This is a genomic window from Micromonospora sp. WMMD967, assembly GCF_029626165.1.
GTDB classification, from domain to species: Bacteria; Actinomycetota; Actinomycetes; order Mycobacteriales; family Micromonosporaceae; genus Micromonospora; species Micromonospora taraxaci.
Map to the genome: position 1 here is coordinate 4,524,488 of NZ_JARUBK010000001.1, position 21,214 is coordinate 4,545,701.

Sequence of the window (21,214 nt, forward strand, 5' to 3'; positions counted from 1 at the left end):
GCCGGTCGGTGGCATGGTGACCCCATGATCGAGGACGTCCCGCGGCGGGTTGCCGAGCAGGTCCGGGCAAGCTTCGGCCTGACCATCTCCGCGCTGGAGCTGGTGACCCACGGCGCGGACCAGCACGCCCGCCTGTGGCTGGCCAGAACCCTCGACGGTGGGCGCTACGCGGTCAAACTGAGCGGTGGTGGCACCGCCGCCGGTCTGGTCGTCACGGCGTACCTGGCCGATCAGGGGGTGCCGGGGATCGCCGCGCCGCTGCGGACCCGGGACGGTGGGCTGGCCGTCGACCACGACGGGTGTCGCCTCTCGGTGGTGCCGTGGGTCTCCGACCAGCGGGCCCTCGACGGCCCGATGACCGACGCGCACTGGCGCGCGTACGGCGAGGTGCTGGCGGCCGTACACGCGGTGCCGGTGACCGGGGAGTTGCGGCGACTGTTGCCGGCGGGCGGCGCGGCGTACCCCTCGATCGTGGCCTCGACCCGCGCGATGGCCGAGCGGCTGCGCGACCCGGCCGGTCCGCTCGCCGCGGAACTGGCCCGGGAGTGGTCCGCGGTGGCCGACCGCGTGGACGCTCTGGTCAGGGACGTCGAACGTCTCGCCGTCGACCGGCGGGCCCGCCTCGGCCCGGACGTGGTCTGCCACGGTGACCCGCACCTGGGAAATCTGCTGCTCGGCGCGGACGGGCAGGTCTGGTTGATCGACTGGGACGACGCGGTGCTCGCGCCGCCCGAGTGTGACCTGATGTTCGTCGTCGGCGGGGTGCTCGCGTTCGCCCCGGTCAGCGCCGCCCAGCAGGAGGCCGCCCTCGACGGGTACGGCCCGGTCGACATCGACAGGGCCCGTCTGGCCTGGTTCCTCGCGGTCCGCGCGCTGGACGACCTGTCCGACTGGACTTGGCAGGCGTTGGATCCGGACGCCGAGGCGACCGACCGTGCTCGGGCGGCGCGGATCGTGCGGGGGTTGGTGTCCGAGGTCGGTCTGGTCACTCTCGCCGACGTCGCGTTGCGCGACCTCGACCGGCGGAGCTGAGCGGGGACCGCGTCCGTCCGGGGCCGGAAAACACGAAGGGCAAGGAGGTCACGCACTCCTTGCCACCTCCAACGTATATCGCACCCCGGGTCTTGCCGCAAGACCCGGGGTGTGCTGCAGAATCTCCTGCCGAAGCCCAAACCTGGGAAAATCGGGGGATTCCATGATTGATGTGATCATTGCCGGCGGCGGACCGACCGGCCTGATGCTGGCCGCCGAGCTGCGGCTGCACGACGTGCAGGTGCTCGTGGTGGAGAAGGACAGCGAGCCGACCCCGTTCGTCCGCTCGCTCGGCCTGCACGCGCGCAGCATCGAGGTGATGGACCAGCGCGGTCTGCTGGAGCGGTTCCTCGCGCTCGGCCAGCAGCACCCGGTCGGTGGCTTCTTCGCCGCCATTCCCAAACCGTCGCCGGGCGGACTGGACACCGCACACGCCTACGTCCTCGGCATTCCGCAGACCACCACCGACCGGCTGCTGGCCGAGCACGCCGGCGAGGTCGGCGTCGAGATCCGGCGCGGCTGCGAACTGACCGGCCTCAGCCAGGACGAGCACGGGGTGACTGTGGAACTCGCCGACGGCACGCGGGTGCGATCGCGGTACCTCGTCGGCTGCGACGGCGGTCGCAGCACCGTCCGCAAACTGCTCGGCGTCGGCTTTCCCGGTGAGCCCAGCGAGGTCGAGTCACTGCTCGGCGAGATGGAGGTGGGCATGGCACCGCAGGCGGTGGCCGACGTGGTGGCCGAGGTCCGCAAGACCCACCTGCGCTTCGGTCTCGGACCGCTCGGCGACGGGGTCTACCGCGTCCTCGTCCCCGCCGAGGGGGTGGCCGAGGACCGGTCCGTCCCGCCCACCATCGAGGAGTTCAAAGAGCAACTCCGGGTGTACGCGGGCACCGACTTCGGCGTCCACTCACCACGCTGGCTGTCCCGCTTCGGCGACGCCACCCGGCTGGCCGAGCGCTACCGGACCGGCCGCGTGTTCCTGGCCGGCGACGCCGCGCACATCCACCCACCGACCGGTGGGCAGGGGCTCAACCTGGGCATCCAGGACGCGTTCAACCTCGGCTGGAAGCTGGCCGCCGCGGTGAACGGCTGGGCGCCGGAAGGGCTGTTGGACAGCTACCACGCCGAGCGGCACCCGGTGGCGGCCGACGTACTGACCAACACCCGTGCGCAGATGGTGCTGCTGTCGCCGGAGCCGGGGCCCCGGGCGGTGCGCCACCTGTTGTCGGAGCTGCTGGACTTCGAGGAGGTCAACCGCTTCCTGATCGAGAAGATCACCGCGATCGGGGTCCGGTACGACCTCGGTACGGGCCACGAGCTGCTCGGTCGGCACCTGCGCGACGTACGACTGAAGCACAACGGTCGCCTCTACGAGCTGATGCGTGGTGGCCGAGGTCTGCTGCTCGACCAGACCGGCCGGCTCTCCGTCGACGGGTGGGCGGATCGGGTCGACCACGTCGTCGACGTCAGCGACGAGCTGGACGTGCCCGCCGTGCTGCTGCGGCCGGACGGCCACGTGGCGTGGGTGGGCGACGATCAGACGGACCTGCTCGGCCTGTTGCCCAGGTGGTTCGGTGCGCCCGTCGGGTGACCCGTCAGCGCTCGGTGCTGTCGACCAGTTGCCGGGGTGAGCGGGCGCCGCCGAGGCTCTTCGCCTGGTACATGGCGGCGTCGGCGCGGCTGAGCGCCTCGGTGAGCTGGGCCGGGCCGGTCACCGGGGCGAGCCCGACGGAGGCGGTGACCCGGACGCTGCACCCGCTCAGTCGGATCGGCGCGGCGACGGTCTCGGCGAGACGGCGGGTGGAGTACTCGATCCAACGCCGGTCGACGGTCGGGCTGGCGAGCAACCCGGCGAACTCGTCCCCACCGAGGCGGGCGACGAGATTGTCCCCGGCGAAGCCGGCGAGACGTTCGGCCACACTGATCAGCACCTGGTCGCCGGCGGCGTGCCCGTACCGGTCGTTGATCTGCTTGAAGTCGTCGAGATCCAGCACCACGGCGATCAACGGCTGGCCGGCCGCGTCGGTGAGCAGGGCGGCAGCCAGGCGGTAGAAGGCGCGTCGGTTGGGCAGCCCGGTGAGGGCGTCGTGGCTGGCGGCGTGGCGTTCGGCGGCGAGCTCGGCCTGAAGGTGCTCGATCTCGGCCTCGGCGCGCACCGCCCGGCGGCGTAGTTGCCAGGAAGAGAGAAGCGCGCCGGCCGCGCAGATGCCGGAGGCGACACTCATCGGATCCGGCACGAACCCTCCCATCGCCGCGACCGCCCTACCCCTTCGTCCGACGCGGTGCGCCGCATCGGGCCAGTTTTACCTGCTGGTTGCCCCTGTGGGGTAACTCAACGTGAACGGATGCACACCGATCATGTGCGTTATCATGCTCGCCGTCCGGTGCATATGCAATAGCAGATGCACGTGCAGAACCGTCCGATGTCGATACCGCACCCCTCGCCGTCACCGCTCCTCCCACGGCCACCGGCGGGCTCGTGAGCAGAAAGACGCCTCCATGCAGCAGCCACCCAATGGCGTACCGATCCATCAGTTGCCTCCACTGAGCTGGCAGAAGAGCCGCCGAAGCAACCCCAGCGGCAACTGCGTCGAACTCGCCGAACTGCCCGGGGGAGCGGGCATCGCGGTTCGCAACTCGCGGCACCCGGAGGGGCCGGCGCTGATCTACACAGTGGACGAGATCGCGGCCTTCGTTCTCGGCGCGCGGGACGGGGACTTCGACCATCTGATCAACTGACCGTCCCGGGTGGGGTCGTCCCGGCGACGGGACTGAATCACCGGCGCGGAGGAGTTCACCTCACTGTCGGTCCATGGCATGCTTACACGTCGGCCGGGCCAGGTACCCGGCCGCGTGGGTCGGTGTCCGGAGGTCCGCACGTGACGATGGTTCCCGCCGAGGGTGGCCCGACAACCGGGCCGACCGTGCTGCGCATGCTGCTCGGCGCCCAGTTGCGTCGGCTGCGGGAGACCAGTGGGGTGACCCGCGAGGGTGCTGGCTGGGAGATCCGTTCCTCCGAATCGAAGATCAGCCGGATGGAGCTGGGTCGGGTCGGCTTCAAGGAGCGCGACGTCTCCGACCTGTTGACCCTCTACGGGGTCACCGAGGAGCACGAGCGCGAGGCGCTGCTGAAACTCGCCCGGGACGCCAACAGCCCCGGCTGGTGGCACCGCTACGGTGACGTGCTGCCGACCTGGTTCCAGTCGTACCTGGGGCTGGAGGCCGCTGCGGCGTTGATCCGGAGCTACGAGGTGCAGTTCGTGCCCGGCCTGTTGCAGACCGGGGACTATGCCCGGGCGGTAGTGCTGCTCGGGCACGGCGCGGCCGATCCGGCCGAGATCGACCGACGGGTCGCCCTGCGCATGCAGCGGCAGCAGTTGCTCCACCGGGACAATCCGCCGCAGCTCTGGGCCGTGGTGGACGAGGCCGCCCTGCGGCGTCCGATCGGCGGCCCCGCCGTCATGCGCGGCCAGCTGACCGCACTCATCGAGGCGACCAAGTCGCCCAACATCCGGCTCCAGGTCATCCCGTTCGCCGCCGGCGGCCACGCCGCCGCCGGGGGCGCCTTCACGATCCTGCGCTTCGGCGACCAGGAGTTGCCCGACATCGTCTACATCGAGCAGCTCACCAGCGCCCTCTACCTCGACAAGCGCGATGACCTGGATTACTACGCGGTGGCCATGGAGCGGCTCTGCGTCGAGGCCGAGCCGCCGGAGCGTACCCCGGACATTCTCGGCCGCCTGTTGGACGACCTCTACCCGGCCTGATCGCGGCACGGGCGACTCCGAAACGCGTGGTATTGACCGACGCCAACGAGTCGGGCTAGTCTCTGAATCGATACAGACTGAATCGATACAGAGAGGTGCCGGTGAAGCCAACACTGCAAGCCGTGGCCGACGCCGTCGGCGTCTCCCGCAGCACCGTGTCCAACGCCTACAGCCGCCCCGACCAGCTCTCCGCCAGCCTGCGCGGGCGAATCCTGGACGCCGCACGCCAACTCGGCTACCCCGGTCCCAACCCGACCGCGCGTTCCCTGCGCCGCGGCTTCGTCGGGTCGATCGGCGTGCTGTTCACCTCGCAGCTGTCGTACGCCTTCACCGACCCGTTCGCCGTCCGCTTCCTCGCCGGGGTCGGCGAGGCGGCCGAGCGGCACAGCACCAGCATGTTGCTGGTGCCGCTGCCCACGGCGGTCACCGACGCCCGGCGGGCGGTCGAGAACGCCGCCGTGGACGGGTTCTGCGTCTACTGCGTCGCCGACGAGGAGTGGGCGTTGGACGTGATCCGCGCACGCGGGCTGCCGTTCGTCAGCACGGCCGCCCGCGACGACGCCGGCCCCGACGAGCGGTACGTCGGCATCGACGAACGGGCCGCCGCGTACGGCGCCGCCGCGCACGTGGCGGGCCTCGGTCACCGCCGCGTGGCGCTGCTCGCCGACTCGGTGCTGCCGGACGCCCCGGCCGGCCCGCTCACAGTGGCCGGGGTGGAGCAGGTTCCGCACCCCACCACCCGGGGCCGGCTCACCGGCTTCGCCGACGCGTTCGCCGAGGTCGGCATCGACTGGGGCGCGCTGACCCTGGTCAACGCTCCGGGCAACAGTCGCCAAGCCGCCGCCGCGGCCGTCGCCGGACTGTTCGACCGACCCGACCCCCCGACCGCCGTGCTGGCCGGCTCCGACGTCCTCGCACTCGGTGTGCTGGACGCCCTGGCCGCCCGGCCGGCCGGTTACCGCCCACCCGTCTCGGTGACCGGTTTCGACGACGTTCCCGAGGCCGCCGCGGCCGGCCTCACCACCGTCCGGCAGCCGGCCGAGGAGAAGGGCCGCATCGCCGCCGAACTGCTGCTCGACCCGCCCGCAAAGACGGCGGACGGTCACGTGTTGCTGCCCACCGCACTCATCGTCCGGGACTCCACCGGACCTGTCCCGAGGAGTTGACCATGGAACTTCCCACCGGATACATCACTGCCCTCGACGCGATGAACCGACACGTCAACTCGGCCCGACCGGACGCCCCGGTCCAGGTCGAGCGGGTCCGCCGGGCTCCACTCGACCCGACTCGGCAGGCTGCCGCCATCGCCCTGCGTCGGCTCGCCGACCGCATCCAGCCGCGACCGCTGCCGGCCACCCCGCGCTGCTCCTGACCCCTTCGCACTCATTCGGGCACGCACCGGACGAACAGTGTGGGCTCGGGCACGGAGGGTGGTCGAGGAGGGCTCGACCAGGCAGAATGGTGAAGCCATGTCGCCTTTCACGCCCACTCTCCGTCTCCACGACCGCTACGTCCTGCACGAGCGGATCGGTCTCGGCGGCATGTCCGAGGTGTGGCGGGCCGACGACGACGTCCTCGGCCGACCGGTCGCGATCAAGGTCCTCGCCGGGCAGTTCGCCACCGACCCGCACCTGCGGGCCACCATCCAGCGCGAGGCCCGCGCGGCCGCCCGGCTGACCCACCCACACGTGACCCAGGTGTACGACTACGCCGAGGCGACCCTGGCCAGCGGCGCTGTGGTCCCGTACCTGGTGATGGAACTGGTCGAGGGGCACAACCTGGCCGACCGGCTACGCAACGGCCCGATGCCCTGGCCGGAGGCGGTACGGGTGGCGGGGCAGATCGCCGCCGCGCTGGCCGCCGCGCACCGCATCGGCGTCGTGCACCGCGACGTCAAGCCCGGCAACGTGATGCTCACCGACACCGGGGCCAAGGTGCTCGACTTCGGCATCGCCGCGCTCGGCGGGCTCGATAGCCAGTCCGGCGAACCGCTGATGGGCACACCCGCCTACTTCGCCCCGGAGCGGTTGAGAGCTGGCCCGCCCGACCCGGCCAGCGACGTGTACGCCCTCGGCGCGCTGCTCTACCGGACCCTCACCGGCCAGGCCCCCCTGCCCGTACAGAGCTGGGAGGACGCCCTGGAGGTGCACCGGCGCGGCACTCCGGTGCCGCCACTGCGGGTGCCCGGCCTCCCCGCCGACGTCGCCGAGCTGACCGTCGCCTGCCTGGCGGCCAATCCGGCTGACCGGCCGAGCGCCGCGCACCTGGCCCGTCGCTTCGGTGCGGGCCAGCCGGTCGAGCCGCCCACCGAGATGCTGCGCGTCAGGCCGACAGCCCATCCGCCAACCCTGATCGACCGCTCGGCTGTCCGTCCCGCCCCGGTGCCCGCCGTGTCGGCCCGCCGCCGATCGCGCCGACCCCTCGCCGTGTTGGTCGCAGCCGGCCTGGCCGTGCTCGTCGGCCTCGGCGCCCTGCTCACCCAGGGCCAGTTCGGCAGCTCGGGCACACCCGACCCCGGCGACGTCGCCGGTGCACCCTCGGCCTCCGCGCCGGCGCCCAGACCCACGACGCAGTCGCCGACGCCGAAGCCGCCACCCTCGCCGTCACCATCGGCCACCACCGCGCCCCCGACCGGTGGGCAGCAGGTGCCGGTCAGCTTCCGCGAGGTGACGGGCGAGTTCGCCAGCATCCTCGCCGGCGCGTTGGCCCGCGGTGACATCGACCGCAAGACCGCCGAAGACCTCCGCGACGAACTCGCCGACCTGAACCGCCACACCAGGGACCGGACCAAGCGCGTCGCCGAGCTGCGGGAACACATCGCCGACTTGGTGGAGCGCGACCGGCTACCAGCGCGGACGGGCGTCCAGCTGGACGATCTGCTCGCGCGGACCAGCAGCATCTTCACCGGCCGTACGGACGACTGATACCTGCGTCTATACCGCTGGCATGATGTCCCGATGCGGACACGTCTGATCTTCGTGCGACACGGTGAGTCGCTGCACCAGCTCGAGGGAATCGTGGGCGGACCACGTGGATGCCGGGGCCTCACCGCCCTCGGTCACGAGCAGGCGAACGATCTCGCCAAGCGGCTCACCGGCGAGGTCGCCGCCGACCGGCCCGTGGCGGTCTACTCGTCCGTGCTGCGGAGGGCTGTCGAGACGGCGCAACCGATCGCCACCGCGTTCGGCGTCCGGCCGGTGGCCGACTGTGGCCTGTGCACCTGGCACACACCCCCGTACGCCGACGGCCTTCCGACCGCACGCTTCCGCACCGAACACGCGGTGGCCGGCGGGGGTGTGTTCCGGCCGTTCGAGGAGGGCAACGAGAGCTGGGCCGAACTGGTGGTCCGTGTCAGCCGAGCGATCATGGAGATCGCGCACCGGCACCGGGGTTCCACGGTGATCCTGGTCGGTCACAGCGAGACCGTCGAGGGCGCGTTCCACGCGCTCGCCGCGCAGCCGGTCTTCCGGGCCTTCGACCTGGACGTGCCCCCGGCGTCGATCACCGAGTGGACGACCGACCACGACCCGGGCGGTTGGCCGCCGGCCCGCTGGACGCTCCGTCGTTTCGCCGACTCCGGCGGGTGGGCCCGGGCGTGACCCGTTCGTCGACGACCGACGGCCGTCCGGTTGGCGTCGCCGGCACGGCGTGGTCGTCCACCTGCTCCCGCCGGTCGTAGTCTCACCGGATGACGACAACGCAGACGCACACCCTCGCCGTACCCGGCGTCGACCTGGTCTACGACGTCCGAGGCCCGCTGCCCCCGGCCGGCGGACGCCCCGTGCTGCTGATGATCGGCCAGCCGATGGCGGCGGAGGGCTTCTCCTCGCTCGCGCCGCTCTTCACCGACCGTACCGTCGTCACCTACGACCCGCGTGGCCTCGGCCGCAGCGTCCGCACGGACGGCCGGATCGACCACACGCCGCAGCAGCAGGCGGCCGACCTGCACCTGCTGATCGAGGCGCTCGGTGCCGGCCCGGTCGATCTGTTCGCCAGCAGCGGCGGCGCGGTGACGGCACTCGAACTCGTCGCCGCGTACCCCGGAGACGTCGTGACGTTGGTGGCGCACGAACCCCCGATCAACGCCGTGCTCCCCGACGCCGACGCCGCCGAGCGCGCCCGGGCCGGGTTCTACGACGCGTACCAGGCGAAGGGGGCCGGCGCCGGGATGGCCGCGTTCATCGCGATGACCTCGTGGCAGGGCGAGTTCACCGACGCCTACTTCGCTCAGCCCACCCCCGACCCGGCGATGTTCGGGCTGTCCACCGAGGACGACGGCAACCGCGACGACCCGCTGCTGTCGAAGAACTCGTGGGCGATCACCGACTACCGCCCCGACGCGAGCCGGCTCGCCGCGGCGCCCACCCGGATCGTGGTCGCGGTGGGGGAGGAGTCGGCCGGGACGTACACCGCGCGGACCGCCCACGGCCTGGCGGCCCTGCTCGGCCAGCAGGCCGTGGTGTTCCCCAGTCACCACGGCGGCTTCCTGGGGGGAGAGCACGGCTACGCGGGCAAGCCGCAGGAGTTCGCGGCCCGGTTGCGGGAGGTGTTGGACGCCGGCTGACCGGCCTGGGTCACCCGCGCTGCTCGCTCAGGATCTGCTCCCGCAGGATCTCCGCGTGTCCGCAGTGCTGGGCAAGCTCGCGCAGCACGTGCAGGTACACCCATCGCAGGGGCTGCGGGCCGCTGCGGTGGCCGCGCAGGAGGTCGTCCAGGCCCAGGGCGGCCGTGGCGCGGCGGGACGCTTCGCACGCCTCCCGGTGTGCCTGCCGGATGCTGGCGATGGTGTCGTCGTCGTCGAGGAGGAACGAGTCGCCCGGCGTGGGTGGGATGCCGATCTCGGCGCGTGAGCGGCACGTGACGGCTTCGTCGAACCAGACCTTCTCCACGAAGGCGGCGTGCTTCACCAGGCCCAGCAGCGTGGTCCGGGACGGCACCAACGATCGGCGTGCCTGCTCCTCGGTCAACCCGTCCAGGCAGCCGTTGAGTGCCCTGCGGTGCTCGTCGATGAACGCCTCGAACTGCGCCTGCTCCGGCAGGGCGATGACGTCGGGTGCGAAGGTCCCCGGCAAGGAAGTCATCCGCGAAGCATTCCAAGGTCATCGTCGGCTGGCAAACACCAACCGCTCAGCAACCCGACCCGGCAACTTGCTATTGCATCAATCCAATTTGATGTAATCTCCGGGCGTGATCTCAGAGACACCAGGCACCATGACGCCGCCCGGGTTCGTGACGGCCGCCGGGCACCCGGTGCGGTGGCGGCTGCTCGGTGAGCTGGCTGGCAGCGACCTCGCTGTGCGGGAGTTGACCGCGTCGCTCGGCCAGCCACAGAATCTCGTCTCGTACCACCTGGCCAAGCTGCGCAAGGCCGAGCTGGTGACCGCGCGGCGCAGCAGCGCCGACGGCCGTGACACCTACTACTCGCTCGACCTTGCCCGTTGCGCTGACCTGCTGTCCGGCGTGGGTGACGCCCTGCACCCCGGGTTGCGACTCACCGGACCCGCGCCTGCCGCCCCGGCAGCCGGGCGGGTGTTGTTCCTGTGCACGGCCAACAGCTCGCGGTCGCAGATGGCCGAAGCGCTGCTGCGCGACCGCTCCGGCGGGGCTGTGCAGGCGTTCAGCGCCGGGAGCACACCGAAGCCGATTCATCCGCTGGCGGCCGGCGTCATGGCGGCTCGTGGGATCGATCTGACAACAGCCCGACCCAAACACCTTGCCGAGTTCAGTGGTCAGCGATTCGACGTCGTGATCACTCTCTGCGACCGGGTCAAGGAAGTCTGCCCCGAGTTTCCGGGCCATCCGCGACCGGTGCACTGGAGCATCGCGGACCCCGCCGCCGAGCCTGGCGGGCCGCCCGCGTTCGAGCACGTCGCCGACGCACTCGCCCAGCGCATCGATTTCCTGCTGCACACACTCACTCACCGCCGGGAGAAGACATCATGACCAGCCCTGCCGATGACGGCACCGTCAGCGTGCGTTACCTCGTCGACGACGTTGCCGCCGCGCTCGACTTCTACACCACTTACCTCGGGTTCACTCCGATCACCACGTTCCTGCCCGCGTTCGCCGACGTGAGGCGCGGCAACCTGCGGCTGCTGTTGTCCGGCCCGGACAGCTCCGCCGGCCGCGCCATGCCCGACGGGCGCCGTCCGCACCCCGGTGGCTGGAATCGCATCCACCTGATCGTCGCCGACATCGACACCGAGGCGGCCCGGCTCCGAGCAGCCGGTGTGGTGTTCCGCAGCGACGTCGTCAGCGGCCCCGGCGGCAGGCAGATCGTCATGGACGACCCAGCGGGCAACCCGGTCGAGCTGTTCGAGCCCATCCGCGCCTGACGTTCAGACGCCGTCCATCCCTGGCGTCACCAGCACGCTGACCACCTCGTCCGGCTCGGCGCCCGCGCGGGCGTACACCTCGCCCTGCGGTGTCCAGACCCCCGACCGCCCCGCCGCCTCGGTGTAGCCGCCACCTGTCGACCCGGCGAAGCTCGCCACCGCCACCCAGACCCGGTGCGCGGCCGTGATCCGGCCGGCCCGCTCGTCGGTCACCGCCGAATCCTCGGCCGACTCCAGCACACCCGCCGCGTACACGTCGATCCCGAGCGCCGCGGTCCGCGCCGCGTGCGCGGCGACCCCGGTGTCCTTGCAGATCGCCAACCCCACCCGCCAACCGTCCACGTCGAGCACCACTGGCACGTCGCCCGGGCAGAAGCGGCGAGGCTCCGCACCGCCCAACCACATCTTCCGGTACGCCACCGTCGCGCCGCCCCCGCTCACCGCCAGCATCGCGATGTGGTCGCCCGCGACCGGCGCACCGGCCAGGGCCAACGCGCCCGTCTCGGCGCACGCCTCGACCAGCGGCGTCAACCGCGGGTCGTCGACCGACACGACCGGCGCGTCCAACTCGTACCCCGTCAGCGACAGCTCCGGAAAGACCACCAACCGGGCGCGCGCCGCGCGGACCGCGGCGGCGTGCGCCAGCGCGTTCTCCGCGACATCCAGGGGTACGCACGCCGGCTGCGCCACCGCGAGACGCAGCGGGGTGCGGTCTTCCACACCCTTACCGATGTGGTCGACCCGTGCGGTCGGGGGGTCGGCCTCATGGTCGACTCTCAGGATCGCTTCGTACCGTGGGGGCATGATTCGAACGTCCCACGCCCTGCTCGCCACCGGAACCCCCACCGCCGCAGCGGAACCGCCGCAGGGCGGGATCGTCGGTTACGTCACTGACCTGGTGGAACGGCTCGGCGGCCCCGGTGCCGGCCTGGCGGTGGCGCTGGAGAACCTCTTCCCGCCGATCCCCAGCGAGGTGATTCTGCCGTTGGCCGGGTTCGTCGCCGCGCAGGGACGGATGAGTCTGGTCGGTGCGATTTTCTGGACCACGCTGGGCTCGGTGGTGGGTGCGCTCGCGCTCTACCTGATCGGCGCGTCGTTGGGGCGCGACCGGATGCGCGCCATCGTGTCCCGGCTTCCCCTGGTGAAGCTCAGCGACGTGGACCGGACCGAGGCGTGGTTCCTGCGCCACGGCGTGAAGGCCGTCTTCTTCGGCCGGATGATCCCGATCTTCCGTAGCCTGATCTCCATTCCGGCGGGCGTGGAACGGATGCCGGTCGGCACGTTCCTGATCTACACCACGCTGGGCAGCCTTATCTGGAACACCACGTTCGTCCTCGCCGGCTACCTGCTCGGCGACAACTGGCACCTCGTCGAGGGCTACGCCGGCATGCTCCAGAAGGTGGTGATCGTCGTCTGCGCGGCCGCGGCCGCCTGGTTCGTCGGGTCCCGTGTGCTGCGAGCCCGCCGCGCCGCGCAGAACCCCGAACCGACCGAACCCGAGCCGAACACGCTGAACGGTGTGCCCGACCCGGCCGGTCGCGGAACGCTCTACCGCAGCGGGTCGTGGGGCTCGGACGACCGCTAGTCGACCATCCCTGGTGGCCTCTGCTGCGCCACCACACATGGCACCCGTCGGTGCGTCAGGGCTCGGTGTGAAAGGCGGACGAGGTGGTGGGAGAGCGGCGAACCGGCAGGTGGTGGGGCGTCCTCCGGCTTCCGGTCGGCGTCGCCGTCGGCGTCGCGACGGCCGGTGTCGGGTTCGTCTTCCTCACCGTCGCGGCCGCCGCGTTCAGCCTGGTCGCGATGAAACCGGCGGCCCGCCGTCGGGTCGCCGCCCTGACCAAGAGGTACGCGGGGCGACTGGTGCACATGGAACGTCGCCGCCTCGTTGGGCTGCTCGCCGCCGAGGAGTTGCCCACGACAGACGATGTGGTGACCCGACGGCAGATCGGCTACCTGGTCGCCCGACTGCTGACCGGAACGCTCGGCGTGCTGGCGTACGCCCTGCTGGGTGTCGGCGTGGTGCTGGCCTGGATCGTGCTGCGCGCGGCGGTGCGCGGAGAGTTGACCCTTCTCGACGCACTGGCCCAGGTCGGCGTCGGTGTGGTCCTGCTACTGCTCAACGTTCAAGCCTTCGCCAGTATCGCGGTGCTCGACGTCCGGCTGGCGCGACGACTGCTCAGCCCGGGCACCCGGGCGGAGCTGACGCGACGGGTCCAGGAGTTGACCACCAGTCGGGCCGGCGTCATCGCCGCCGTCGACGCCGAACGGCAGCGCATCGAACGCGACCTGCACGACGGCCTGCAGCAACGGCTGATCGCCCTCGGCATGCTGCTCGGCCGTGCCCGCCGTGCCCGCGACGCCGACCGTACGCACGCGCTGATCGTGCAGGCACACGAGGACGTCCAGCGGGCCGTCGAGGAGTTGCGTGAGGTGGCGTGGCGGGTCTACCCGTCGGCATTGGACAGCAACGATCTGGGCGAGGTCCTCGCCATCGCCGCTCGCGGATCCGAGGTGCCAGTGCGGATCCGCTACGAGCTGCCGGTCCGCCCCGAGCGGCAGATCGAGACGGTGCTCTACTTCGTGGCCTGCGAGGCGCTCACGAACGCCGCGAAACACGCCGCCGCTACCCTGGTCACTGTCGATTTCGAGGCACAGGACGGGTGGATCCGGATGCGCGTGCACGACGACGGCGTCGGCGGGGCGGAACCAGCAGGGCGCGGGCTGTCCGGGCTGGCCCGACGGGTCGCCGCACTGGACGGCCGGCTGCGGGTGACCAGCCCTGCTGGCGGTCCGACGACACTGCTGGCGGAACTGCCGTGCGGCTAGTCCTCGCCGAAGACTCGACGCTGCTCCGGGAAGGCCTGACGAGACTCCTCGCCGAGGAGGACCACGAGGTGCTCGCGGCGGTCGGGACCGCCGACGAACTCGTCGAGACGGTCGGACGAACCCGGCCCGACGTGGTCGTCACGGATGTCCGGATGCCGCCCACCCACACCGATGACGGCCTGCGGGCGGCGTTGGAGATCCGTCGGCGGTGGCCCGACACCGGCGTCCTGGTGCTCTCGCAGTACGTGGAACGGCGGTACGCCGGCCGGCTGCTCGCGGACCGCCCTGAGGGGGTCGGCTACCTGCTCAAGGACCGGGTTGCCCAGGTGGACGACTTCCTCGACGCACTCGACCGGGTCGCCGCCGGAGGCACCGCCCTCGACCCGGAGGTGGTCCGGCAGGTGGTGGCCGGCTCGGGGCGGCCTGACCCGCTCGGTCGGCTGACACCGCGCGAACGGGACGTGCTGCACGAGATGGCGCAGGGCCACACGAACCTCGCCGTCGCCCAGCGGCTGCACGTGTCGCAGAGTGCTGTCGAAAAGCACGTCAACGCCATCTTCGACAAACTCGATCTCGCCCACACGACCGGCTACAGCCGGCGGATCCTCGCCGTCCTGCGCTATCTGGGCAGCTGACGCATTCGCCCCAAACCACGCCCCCGTCGCGGGAGTGATCGACTCGCCTTCCTTGATGTCGGGGTGTCCGTGGCGATCCGATGCCGCGACTTCACGAAAACTGAGTCGATCATCGCGGTGCTGGCCAGGGGTCCGCAGGCGGCGATCAGGCATCAGGGTCCGTTGTCGCTCTGGTGCGCGCGCGTGTTTGTCCGGTCTTGGGTCGTCTGGGCTGTGGTCGGCGGCACATCTCAGCCGGAATCGTGGCCGGGTCGGGGTCGTTACACACCCTGACGATCGCAGGACCACGGCCGGTCGGCGCGGTGGTCCGCCCCCGGGAATGACCCCCGACCCCGGGTCGTTACACCTGGACCCCGGCCCGACCGGCACCCCGCTTCACCGGTGCCACGGGGCCGGAATGGCTCCGGTCCCCGGGTCGTTACACAGGGACCCGGCGCCGCGAGCCTCCCGCTCGCAGGCCGCCGAAGATTCCCCCTAGGACTTGTGTTGCAGCGCCGGACGAGGTGCTCTCACCCGCGGCATCACTGCGGGTGTCCTTACCCCCGAAGGAGCTTCCCCCATGAACACGATCATGCGTAAGAGTGTGCTGTCCGTTGCTGGTCTCGCGTTCGCCGGTGGTGTGTTCGCTGGTCCGATCGCCGCCCACGCCAACCCCGTGGATGCGAAGCCTGTTGCTGGTGCGGTGCAGACGGCGCCGAAGCCGCAGGGCGAGCAGTCGCACATCACCCTCAACGGTGAGCAGACCGCCAACGTCAAGGCGATCATCGCCGCCACGAAGAAGGCCGGTCTCCCGGAGCGGGCCGCGGTGATCTCGATCGCGACGAGCCTGCAGGAGTCGAAGCTGGAGAACCTGGGCCACCTCGGCGACGCCAACGACCACGACTCGCTGGGCCTGTTCCAGCAGCGGCCGTCCTCGGGTTGGGGCACGCCGGAGCAGATCACCGACCCGGCCTACTCCACCACCGCGTTCCTCAAGGGCCTCAAGCAGGTCGACGGGTGGCAGGACATGCCGCTGACCGAGGCCGCGCAGACCGTGCAGGTCTCCGCCTACCCCGACGCGTACGCCCAGTGGGAGCAGCAGGCCACCGACCTGGTCGGCCAGCACTGGAACAGCTGACCCCCACCAAACAGCCCGACCGCTGGCCGGCACCCACAACGGGGTGCCGGCCAGCGGCATATCCACCCCGAGATCTTGGACAGTTTCCGTTAGGCGTGAACGGAAACTGTCCAAGATCTCGTGATGCGGTGGTGTGGCAGCGCGCTTCGGGATGGTCTGAGGTAGCGCGGCCTGGAAGTTGCGGCGGGAAGCGGGACGCCGGGAACAAGGTCGGGGGCGGGCTGGTTGTGGAGGGTGTCGGTGTGACTCAGTGTCCCCGGGCCTCACCTATATTGCCCTCGCGGAATACCGTTCGGCTGGAGCCGCGTCGTGCCACTCGCCGAGAGGCGACCTGCACACCGACACCAGCGCCGCCCCCGACCCACAAGGCCGGGGGCGGCGCTGTCTGTGCTCAGAGGGCGGCGGCACAATGTCCGGATGACAGACGCGCAGCCGTGGTCGGAGCAGCCGGGCGTACTCGTACTCCCCAGTGGGGTTGCGGTGCGCGGACGTCGTGTCGCTGCGGAGACCTCGCCTGCCGATTTCGCCGTGCTGTTGGCGCCTGGTCCGGTGCCGGTCTGGCCGCATCGGCGGATACGGTGGCCCGATTTCTGGGTTCCGCTGGATCGCGCCGATGCCCTCGACGCTCTGCGCGAGGCGCTGCGGCGGGCGCACGACGGCGAACGCGTCGAGGTGGCCTGCCGGGGTGGGGTGGGCCGCACCGGAACGGCCCTGGCCGCGTTGGCGATCCTCGACGGTCTGCCGGTCGAGCGGGCGGTGCCGTGGGTTCGGGCGGGCTACCACCCGAAGGCGGTGGAGACCCCCTGGCAGCGGCGCTGGCTGCGTCGCGTCGCCTGAGCCACAACCTCCACACGCTTCGACCGGGCCGCGCGCACGCCCTGCCCGGGCCGTGCACCCGCCGCCGCCCCGACCGGCCGCACGCCCCGACTGGCCGCACGCCCCCGCCCGGGCCGTGCACCCGACCGGCCGCGCGCACGCCCTGGTCGGCCGCGCGCACAGCCCGGAGACCTCGGCCCCGCGGGCGTCACCCCCTGTCGACCGCTGCTGGCGCGTTGACGTACTCGCGGAGGTGGGTGGCCGTGAGGGTGTCGCCGTGGGCGACCAGGTCGGCGGGTGTGCCGGTGAAGACGATCTGGCCGCCGTCGTGTCCGGCGCCCGGGCCGAGGTCGACGATCCAGTCCGCGTGCGCCATGACCGCCTGGTGGTGCTCGATGACGATCACCGTGTTGCCGGCGTCGACCATCCGGTCGAGCAGGGCCAGCAGTTGGTCCACGTCGGCCAGGTGCAGGCCGGTGGTGGGCTCGTCCAGGACGTACGTGGTGGTCTTCTCCGCCAGGTGGATGGCGAGCTTGAGCCGTTGCCGCTCGCCGCCGGACAGGGTGGTCAACGGTTGCCCGAGGCTGAGGTAGCCCAGCCCGACGTCGACCAGCCGGCCGAGGATGAGGTGCGCCGGCCCACCCGGGAAGAACGCGTGCGCCTCGGTGACCGACATGGCCAGCACCTCGCTGATGTTCTTGCCGCGCAGCGTGTACGTGAGCACCTCGTCGGTGAAGCGTCGGCCTTCGCACCGTTCGCAGACGCTCGCCACGCCGGCCATCATCGCCAGGTCCGTGTAGATCAGCCCGATCCCCTTGCAGGCCGGGCAGGCGCCCTCGGAGTTGGCGCTGAACAGGGCGGCCTTGACCCCGTTGGCCTTGGCGAACGCGGTGCGGATCGGGTCGAGCAACCCGCTGTAGGTGGCCGGGTTGCTGCGCCGGGAGCCGCGGATCGGGGACTGGTCCACGATCACGACGCCCTGACGGCCGCGTAGCGACCCGTGGATGAGCGAGCTCTTGCCGGAGCCGGCCACGCCGGTGACCACGGTGAGCACACCGAGCGGGATGTCCACGTCCACGTCGCGCAGGTTGTGCAGGTCGGCCTGGCGGATGGGAAGGTGCCCGGTGGGTCGGCGTACGTCGGCGCGCACGGTGACCCGGTGGTCCAGGTGGCGGCCGGTCAGGGTGTCGGAGCGGCGTAGCGCGGCGACGTCGCCGGTGAAGCAGATCCGCCCGCCGTCGGTGCCGGCCCCGGGGCCGAGGTCGACCACGTGGTCGGCGATCGCGATGGTCTCCGGCTTGTGTTCGACCACCAGCACCGTGTTGCCCTTGTCGCGCAACCGCAGCAGCAGGTCGTTCATCCGGGCGATGTCGTGCGGGTGCAGGCCGACGGTGGGCTCGTCGAAGACGTACGTGACGTCGGAGAGGCTGGAGCCGAGGTGCCGGACCATCTTCACCCGTTGCGCCTCGCCGCCGGAGAGGGTCGCCGATTCGCGGTCCAGGCTGAGGTAGCCCAGCCCGATCTCGACCAGGGACTCCAACAGGTCGCGGAGGTTGGCGACGAGCGGCGCCGCTCCCGGGTCGTCGACGCCCCGGACGAACGCGGCCAGGTCGCTGATCTGCATGGCCGAGCACTCGGCGATGTTCTGCCCGGCGATGCGCGACGACAGGGCTGCCGCGTTGAGTCGGGTGCCGCCGCAGTCGCCGCAGCTGGTGAAGGTGACCGCCCGGTCGACGAAGGCGCGGATGTGCGGTTGCATCGACTCGCGGTCCTTGGTCAGTAGGAGCCGCTTGACCTTGACCGCCAGACCCTCGTACGTCCAGTTGTTGCTGCCCACCTTGATCTTCGTGGCCGGCTTGTGGAGGAAGTCCTCCCACTGCTGCGGGGTGAAGTCCTGGAGTTTGACGTCGGGGTCGAACAGACCGGAGCCGACGATGGTCTGCCAGTACCAGGAGCCGACGGCGAAGTTGGGCGCGGTGATCGCGCCGTCGTTGAGGGAGCGTTCGACGTCGACCAGCTCGTTGACGTCGAGGTCGGAGACCCGGCCGAGCCCTTCACAGGTGAGGCACATGCCCTCGGGCAGGTTGAAGCTGAACGCCCCGGCGCCGCCGACCGACGGTTGACCGAGCCGGCTGAACAGGATCCGCAGCATCGCGTACGCGTCGGTGGCGGTGCCGACGGTGGAGCGGGAGTTGACGCCCATCCGCTCCTGGTCGACGACGATGGCCGCGCTGAGGTTGCGCAGCGAGTCGACGTCCGGCCGGTTGAGGTTCGGCATGAACGACTGGAGGAACGCACTGTAGGTCTCGTTGATCATGCGCTGGGACTCGGCGGCGATGGTGCCGAAGACCAGCGACGACTTGCCGGAGCCGGAGACGCCGGTGAAGACCGTCAACCGGCGCTTGGGGATGTCGACCGAGACGCTGGCGAGGTTGTTCTCCCGCGCTCCGCGTACCTCGATCATGTCGTGGCTGTCGGCGGCGGACCATGCTGGCTGCGACATGCGGACCCTTCGCGGATTCGTGGCGGGACTCCTGCCCCGCCGATGCTGACGGGTTCCATTGTCTCATTCATCCCCATGTAGAGACTTTTGCCGAACCTGCCGAGCAGGCGGCCGCGAACTGCTCCGGAAAGTCTCAAATCACGTGGTAACCGGTACGGTTGCCGTCGTGACCTCCGGACCCGTCGAACGGCTGCGCGCCGTCGACCTCGCCGCCACCGTCGGGATCTCGGTGCAGCAGGTGCGCAACTACGTCGAGCAGGGGGTGTTGCCGCCCGTCGGCCGCACCGACAGCGGATACCGGATCTTCACGACCGCGCACGCGCGGGCGCTGACGGTGGCACGCCGACTGGCCGAGGGGCACGGCTGGATCCGTACCCGGGAGATCATGGCGGCGGTGCACTCGGATGACGTGCCGGCGGCCCTGGCGGCGCTCGACGGCGGGCATGCCGAGCTGGACCGGGAACGCGCAGAGATCCGGCGGGTGCTCGGCGCCTTCGAGACCGTGCTGGCCAGCCCGTCGCACGCCCGGCCCGCGCCGCGCCGCGCCGCCCGCATCGGCGAGGTCGCCGCAGTGGTCGGGGTCCGGACCTCGCAGCTTCGGCTGTGGGAGGAACGCGGGCTGCTGCGGCCGGGACGCGCCCCGGGCACCAACTACCGGGTGTACGACGAAACGGAGCTACGCGCCGCGCAGGTCATCGCGCTGCTCCGCCGGGGCGCGTACCCGTTCGAGATCATCGAGGCGGTGCTGGGTGAACTGCGGACCACCGGCAGCCCGCAGCGGGTCCGTGCCGAGCTGGCCCGCCGTGAGCAGGAGCTGCACGCCCGTAGCCTGCGCAGGCTGCGCGGCAGCGCCGCGCTGCACGACTACCTGGGCGCTCGGGTTGACCCGCATCCCGTCCCGCAAAGCGATCGTCGTGACTAGGGTCGGGCACATGAGAGCTGCGCTGCTGGCGGCCACGACGTCCGCCGTTCTGCTCGCTCCCGCGCCGGTCGCCGCGGCGGGAGCCTCCGCCGTGCCCACTGTGCGATGCCCCCGGGTGCCGGTGCCGGCGATGTCCCGTCCACCCCGGCCCTCGCCCCCGCCCGCCGTGCCCGCCCAGCGGGTGGTCGGGGGCGTCGGGCTGGACACCGCGGGCCTGGTGGTGCCGGCCGGCGCTCCCGCGCCACCGGGGGTCAGCGCCACGTCGTGGCTGGTCGCCGACCTGGACAGCGGCCAGGTGCTCGGCGGTTGCGGCCCCCACGAGTACGGCACACCCGCCAGCGTGCAGAAGCTCCTGCTGGCGGCCACCATGCTGCCCCGGCTGGACCCGAAGGAGACGGTCACCGTCACCGACGAGGACATGGACATCGAACCCGGATCCTCAGCCGTGGGCCTGGTCGCGGGAGGCCGGTACACCATCGAGACCATCTGGCTCGGGTTGCTGCTCAACTCCGGCAACGAGGCCGCCAACGCCCTCGCGCGACTCGGTGGCGGCGCGGACAGCGCCGCCGGCGTACGCGCCATGAACGAGTACGCGCACCACCTCGGCGCGCTCCAGACGCACGCTGTCACCCCGTCCGGGCTGGACGGGGCGGGCCAGTTCACCAGCGCGTACGACCTGGCGTTGATCGCCCGCGCCTGCTTCGCCGAGCCGACGTTCCGCCGGTACGCGTTGACCGAGCAGACGTCGATTCCGGCCCAGCCGGCGCAACGCACCAAGGGTTTCGACATCCAGAACGAGAACCAGCTCATCTACCGGTACCCGGGTGCGCTCGGCGGCAAGACCGGCTTCACCGACCTGGCCCGGCACACCTACGTGGGGGCGGCGGAACGGGGAGGGCGGCGGCTGGTGGTGACCCTGCTCGGCGCCGAGTCGGCGCCGAAGCGTGGCTGGGAGCAAGGTGCCGCCCTGCTCGACTGGGGGTTCACAGTGCCCCGGGACGCCTCGGTCGGCCGGCTGGTCGAGCCGGGCGAGCTGACCGCTACGCCGTCGGCGGCACCGTCGGCGCTGGCGGCGCCCGGTGCGCCCCGGCCGGCGGCGGCCAGCGGGCCGGGACACAGCGGCTCGGGATGGCTCTGGTCGGTGACCGCGGTCAGCGGGGCGGGCGTGCTGGCGTTGATGGGCGGGCTGCTGTGGCGGCGTCGCCGTCGGCTGCCCTGACGAATCGACATCCGGCGCTGCCCTCCATAGACTCCG

Annotated in this window: 22 protein-coding genes; 18 read left to right on the top strand and 4 right to left on the bottom strand. The window is 71.4% G+C overall.

The window, feature by feature from the left end; translation table 11 throughout:
* Positions 1 to 24 precede the first annotated feature (24 nt).
* Both O7631_RS20255 and rox read left to right on the top strand, forming a co-directional pair.
* Positions 25 to 1,032, top strand: a complete 1,008-nt coding sequence (locus O7631_RS20255) for a phosphotransferase (protein WP_278145665.1) — start codon at positions 25 to 27, stop codon at positions 1,030 to 1,032.
* A gap of 163 nt (positions 1,033 to 1,195) precedes the next feature.
* Complete coding sequence (rox, locus tag O7631_RS20260; RefSeq protein WP_278145666.1) at positions 1,196 to 2,626, top strand: rifampin monooxygenase; 1,431 nt, start codon at positions 1,196 to 1,198, stop codon at positions 2,624 to 2,626.
* A 4-nt stretch (positions 2,627 to 2,630) separates the two neighbouring features.
* Here the strand turns inward: rox and O7631_RS20265 are convergent, their stop codons facing one another.
* Positions 2,631 to 3,272: a GGDEF domain-containing protein gene (locus tag O7631_RS20265; protein ID WP_278145667.1), complete on the bottom strand. Its 642-nt coding sequence runs from the start codon at positions 3,270 to 3,272 to the stop codon at positions 2,631 to 2,633.
* A gap of 262 nt (positions 3,273 to 3,534) precedes the next feature.
* Here O7631_RS20265 and O7631_RS20270 point away from each other — a divergent pair, with 262 nt between their 5' ends.
* From O7631_RS20270 to O7631_RS20300, 7 genes are all read left to right on the top strand, one after another.
* Positions 3,535 to 3,774 (top strand): DUF397 domain-containing protein, encoded by a 240-nt coding sequence (locus O7631_RS20270; protein ID WP_074309213.1) that lies wholly within the window; start codon positions 3,535 to 3,537, stop codon positions 3,772 to 3,774.
* A 140-nt stretch (positions 3,775 to 3,914) separates the two neighbouring features.
* Positions 3,915 to 4,802 (top strand): helix-turn-helix transcriptional regulator, encoded by an 888-nt coding sequence (locus tag O7631_RS20275; protein WP_269678500.1) that lies wholly within the window; start codon positions 3,915 to 3,917, stop codon positions 4,800 to 4,802.
* Positions 4,803 to 4,924: 122 nt separating this feature from the next.
* Entirely contained in the window at positions 4,925 to 5,968 is a 1,044-nt protein-coding gene (locus O7631_RS20280; protein ID WP_278145668.1) for a LacI family DNA-binding transcriptional regulator, read from the top strand.
* A gap of 2 nt (positions 5,969 to 5,970) precedes the next feature.
* Positions 5,971 to 6,174, top strand: a complete 204-nt coding sequence (locus O7631_RS20285) for a hypothetical protein (protein ID WP_278145669.1) — start codon at positions 5,971 to 5,973, stop codon at positions 6,172 to 6,174.
* Positions 6,175 to 6,271: 97 nt separating this feature from the next.
* Positions 6,272 to 7,726, top strand: a complete 1,455-nt coding sequence (locus tag O7631_RS20290; protein WP_278145670.1) for a serine/threonine-protein kinase — start codon at positions 6,272 to 6,274, stop codon at positions 7,724 to 7,726.
* A 33-nt stretch (positions 7,727 to 7,759) separates the two neighbouring features.
* Positions 7,760 to 8,401, top strand: a complete 642-nt coding sequence (locus O7631_RS20295; RefSeq protein ID WP_088989902.1) for a histidine phosphatase family protein — start codon at positions 7,760 to 7,762, stop codon at positions 8,399 to 8,401.
* Between the two features lie 89 nt (positions 8,402 to 8,490).
* Positions 8,491 to 9,366, top strand: coding sequence for an alpha/beta hydrolase (locus O7631_RS20300; RefSeq protein WP_278145671.1), 876 nt, complete (start codon positions 8,491 to 8,493; stop codon positions 9,364 to 9,366).
* Between the two features lie 10 nt (positions 9,367 to 9,376).
* On the opposite strand, the gene O7631_RS20305 is transcribed toward O7631_RS20300, so the two are convergent.
* The gene (locus O7631_RS20305) at positions 9,377 to 9,883 is read right to left on the bottom strand and encodes a DinB family protein (RefSeq protein ID WP_278145672.1); all 507 of its coding nucleotides are present in this window, start codon (positions 9,881 to 9,883) and stop codon (positions 9,377 to 9,379) included.
* 106 nt (positions 9,884 to 9,989) lie between these two features.
* On the opposite strand from O7631_RS20305, the gene O7631_RS20310 reads away from it, so the two are divergent.
* Together O7631_RS20310 and O7631_RS20315 are read left to right on the top strand one after the other, a co-directional pair.
* Positions 9,990 to 10,745 carry a MarR family transcriptional regulator gene (locus O7631_RS20310; protein ID WP_278145673.1) on the top strand — a complete coding sequence of 252 codons (756 nt, stop codon included), beginning with the start codon at positions 9,990 to 9,992 and terminating at the stop codon, positions 10,743 to 10,745.
* Positions 10,742 to 11,137, top strand: coding sequence for a VOC family protein (locus tag O7631_RS20315; RefSeq protein ID WP_278145674.1), 396 nt, complete (start codon positions 10,742 to 10,744; stop codon positions 11,135 to 11,137). The genes O7631_RS20310 and O7631_RS20315 overlap by 4 nt, the downstream gene beginning before the upstream one ends.
* A gap of 3 nt (positions 11,138 to 11,140) precedes the next feature.
* On the opposite strand, the gene O7631_RS20320 is transcribed toward O7631_RS20315, so the two are convergent.
* Positions 11,141 to 11,857 (bottom strand): carbon-nitrogen hydrolase family protein, encoded by a 717-nt coding sequence (locus tag O7631_RS20320; protein WP_278147978.1) that lies wholly within the window; start codon positions 11,855 to 11,857, stop codon positions 11,141 to 11,143.
* A gap of 82 nt (positions 11,858 to 11,939) precedes the next feature.
* On the opposite strand from O7631_RS20320, the gene O7631_RS20325 reads away from it, so the two are divergent.
* From O7631_RS20325 to O7631_RS20345, 5 genes are all read left to right on the top strand, one after another.
* The gene (locus O7631_RS20325) at positions 11,940 to 12,722 is read left to right on the top strand and encodes a DedA family protein (RefSeq protein ID WP_278145675.1); all 783 of its coding nucleotides are present in this window, start codon (positions 11,940 to 11,942) and stop codon (positions 12,720 to 12,722) included.
* An 86-nt stretch (positions 12,723 to 12,808) separates the two neighbouring features.
* Positions 12,809 to 13,966: a histidine kinase gene (locus O7631_RS20330; protein WP_278145676.1), complete on the top strand. Its 1,158-nt coding sequence runs from the start codon at positions 12,809 to 12,811 to the stop codon at positions 13,964 to 13,966.
* Positions 13,957 to 14,601 (top strand): response regulator transcription factor, encoded by a 645-nt coding sequence (locus O7631_RS20335; RefSeq protein ID WP_278145677.1) that lies wholly within the window; start codon positions 13,957 to 13,959, stop codon positions 14,599 to 14,601. Before O7631_RS20330 ends, O7631_RS20335 begins: the two co-directional genes overlap by 10 nt.
* A gap of 559 nt (positions 14,602 to 15,160) precedes the next feature.
* Entirely contained in the window at positions 15,161 to 15,718 is a 558-nt protein-coding gene (locus O7631_RS20340) for a hypothetical protein (RefSeq protein WP_278145678.1), read from the top strand.
* A gap of 417 nt (positions 15,719 to 16,135) precedes the next feature.
* Positions 16,136 to 16,555, top strand: a complete 420-nt coding sequence (locus O7631_RS20345; RefSeq protein ID WP_278145679.1) for a protein-tyrosine phosphatase family protein — start codon at positions 16,136 to 16,138, stop codon at positions 16,553 to 16,555.
* A 187-nt stretch (positions 16,556 to 16,742) separates the two neighbouring features.
* Here O7631_RS20345 and O7631_RS20350 read toward each other — a convergent pair whose 3' ends face one another.
* Entirely contained in the window at positions 16,743 to 19,037 is a 2,295-nt protein-coding gene (locus tag O7631_RS20350) for an excinuclease ABC subunit UvrA (RefSeq protein WP_278145680.1), read from the bottom strand.
* Between the two features lie 166 nt (positions 19,038 to 19,203).
* Here O7631_RS20350 and O7631_RS20355 point away from each other — a divergent pair, with 166 nt between their 5' ends.
* Both O7631_RS20355 and O7631_RS20360 read left to right on the top strand, forming a co-directional pair.
* Positions 19,204 to 19,959 carry a MerR family transcriptional regulator gene (locus tag O7631_RS20355; protein WP_278145681.1) on the top strand — a complete coding sequence of 252 codons (756 nt, stop codon included), beginning with the start codon at positions 19,204 to 19,206 and terminating at the stop codon, positions 19,957 to 19,959.
* 10 nt (positions 19,960 to 19,969) lie between these two features.
* The gene (locus O7631_RS20360) at positions 19,970 to 21,178 is read left to right on the top strand and encodes a serine hydrolase (RefSeq protein ID WP_278145682.1); all 1,209 of its coding nucleotides are present in this window, start codon (positions 19,970 to 19,972) and stop codon (positions 21,176 to 21,178) included.
* The last annotated feature ends 36 nt before the right edge of the window (positions 21,179 to 21,214 follow it).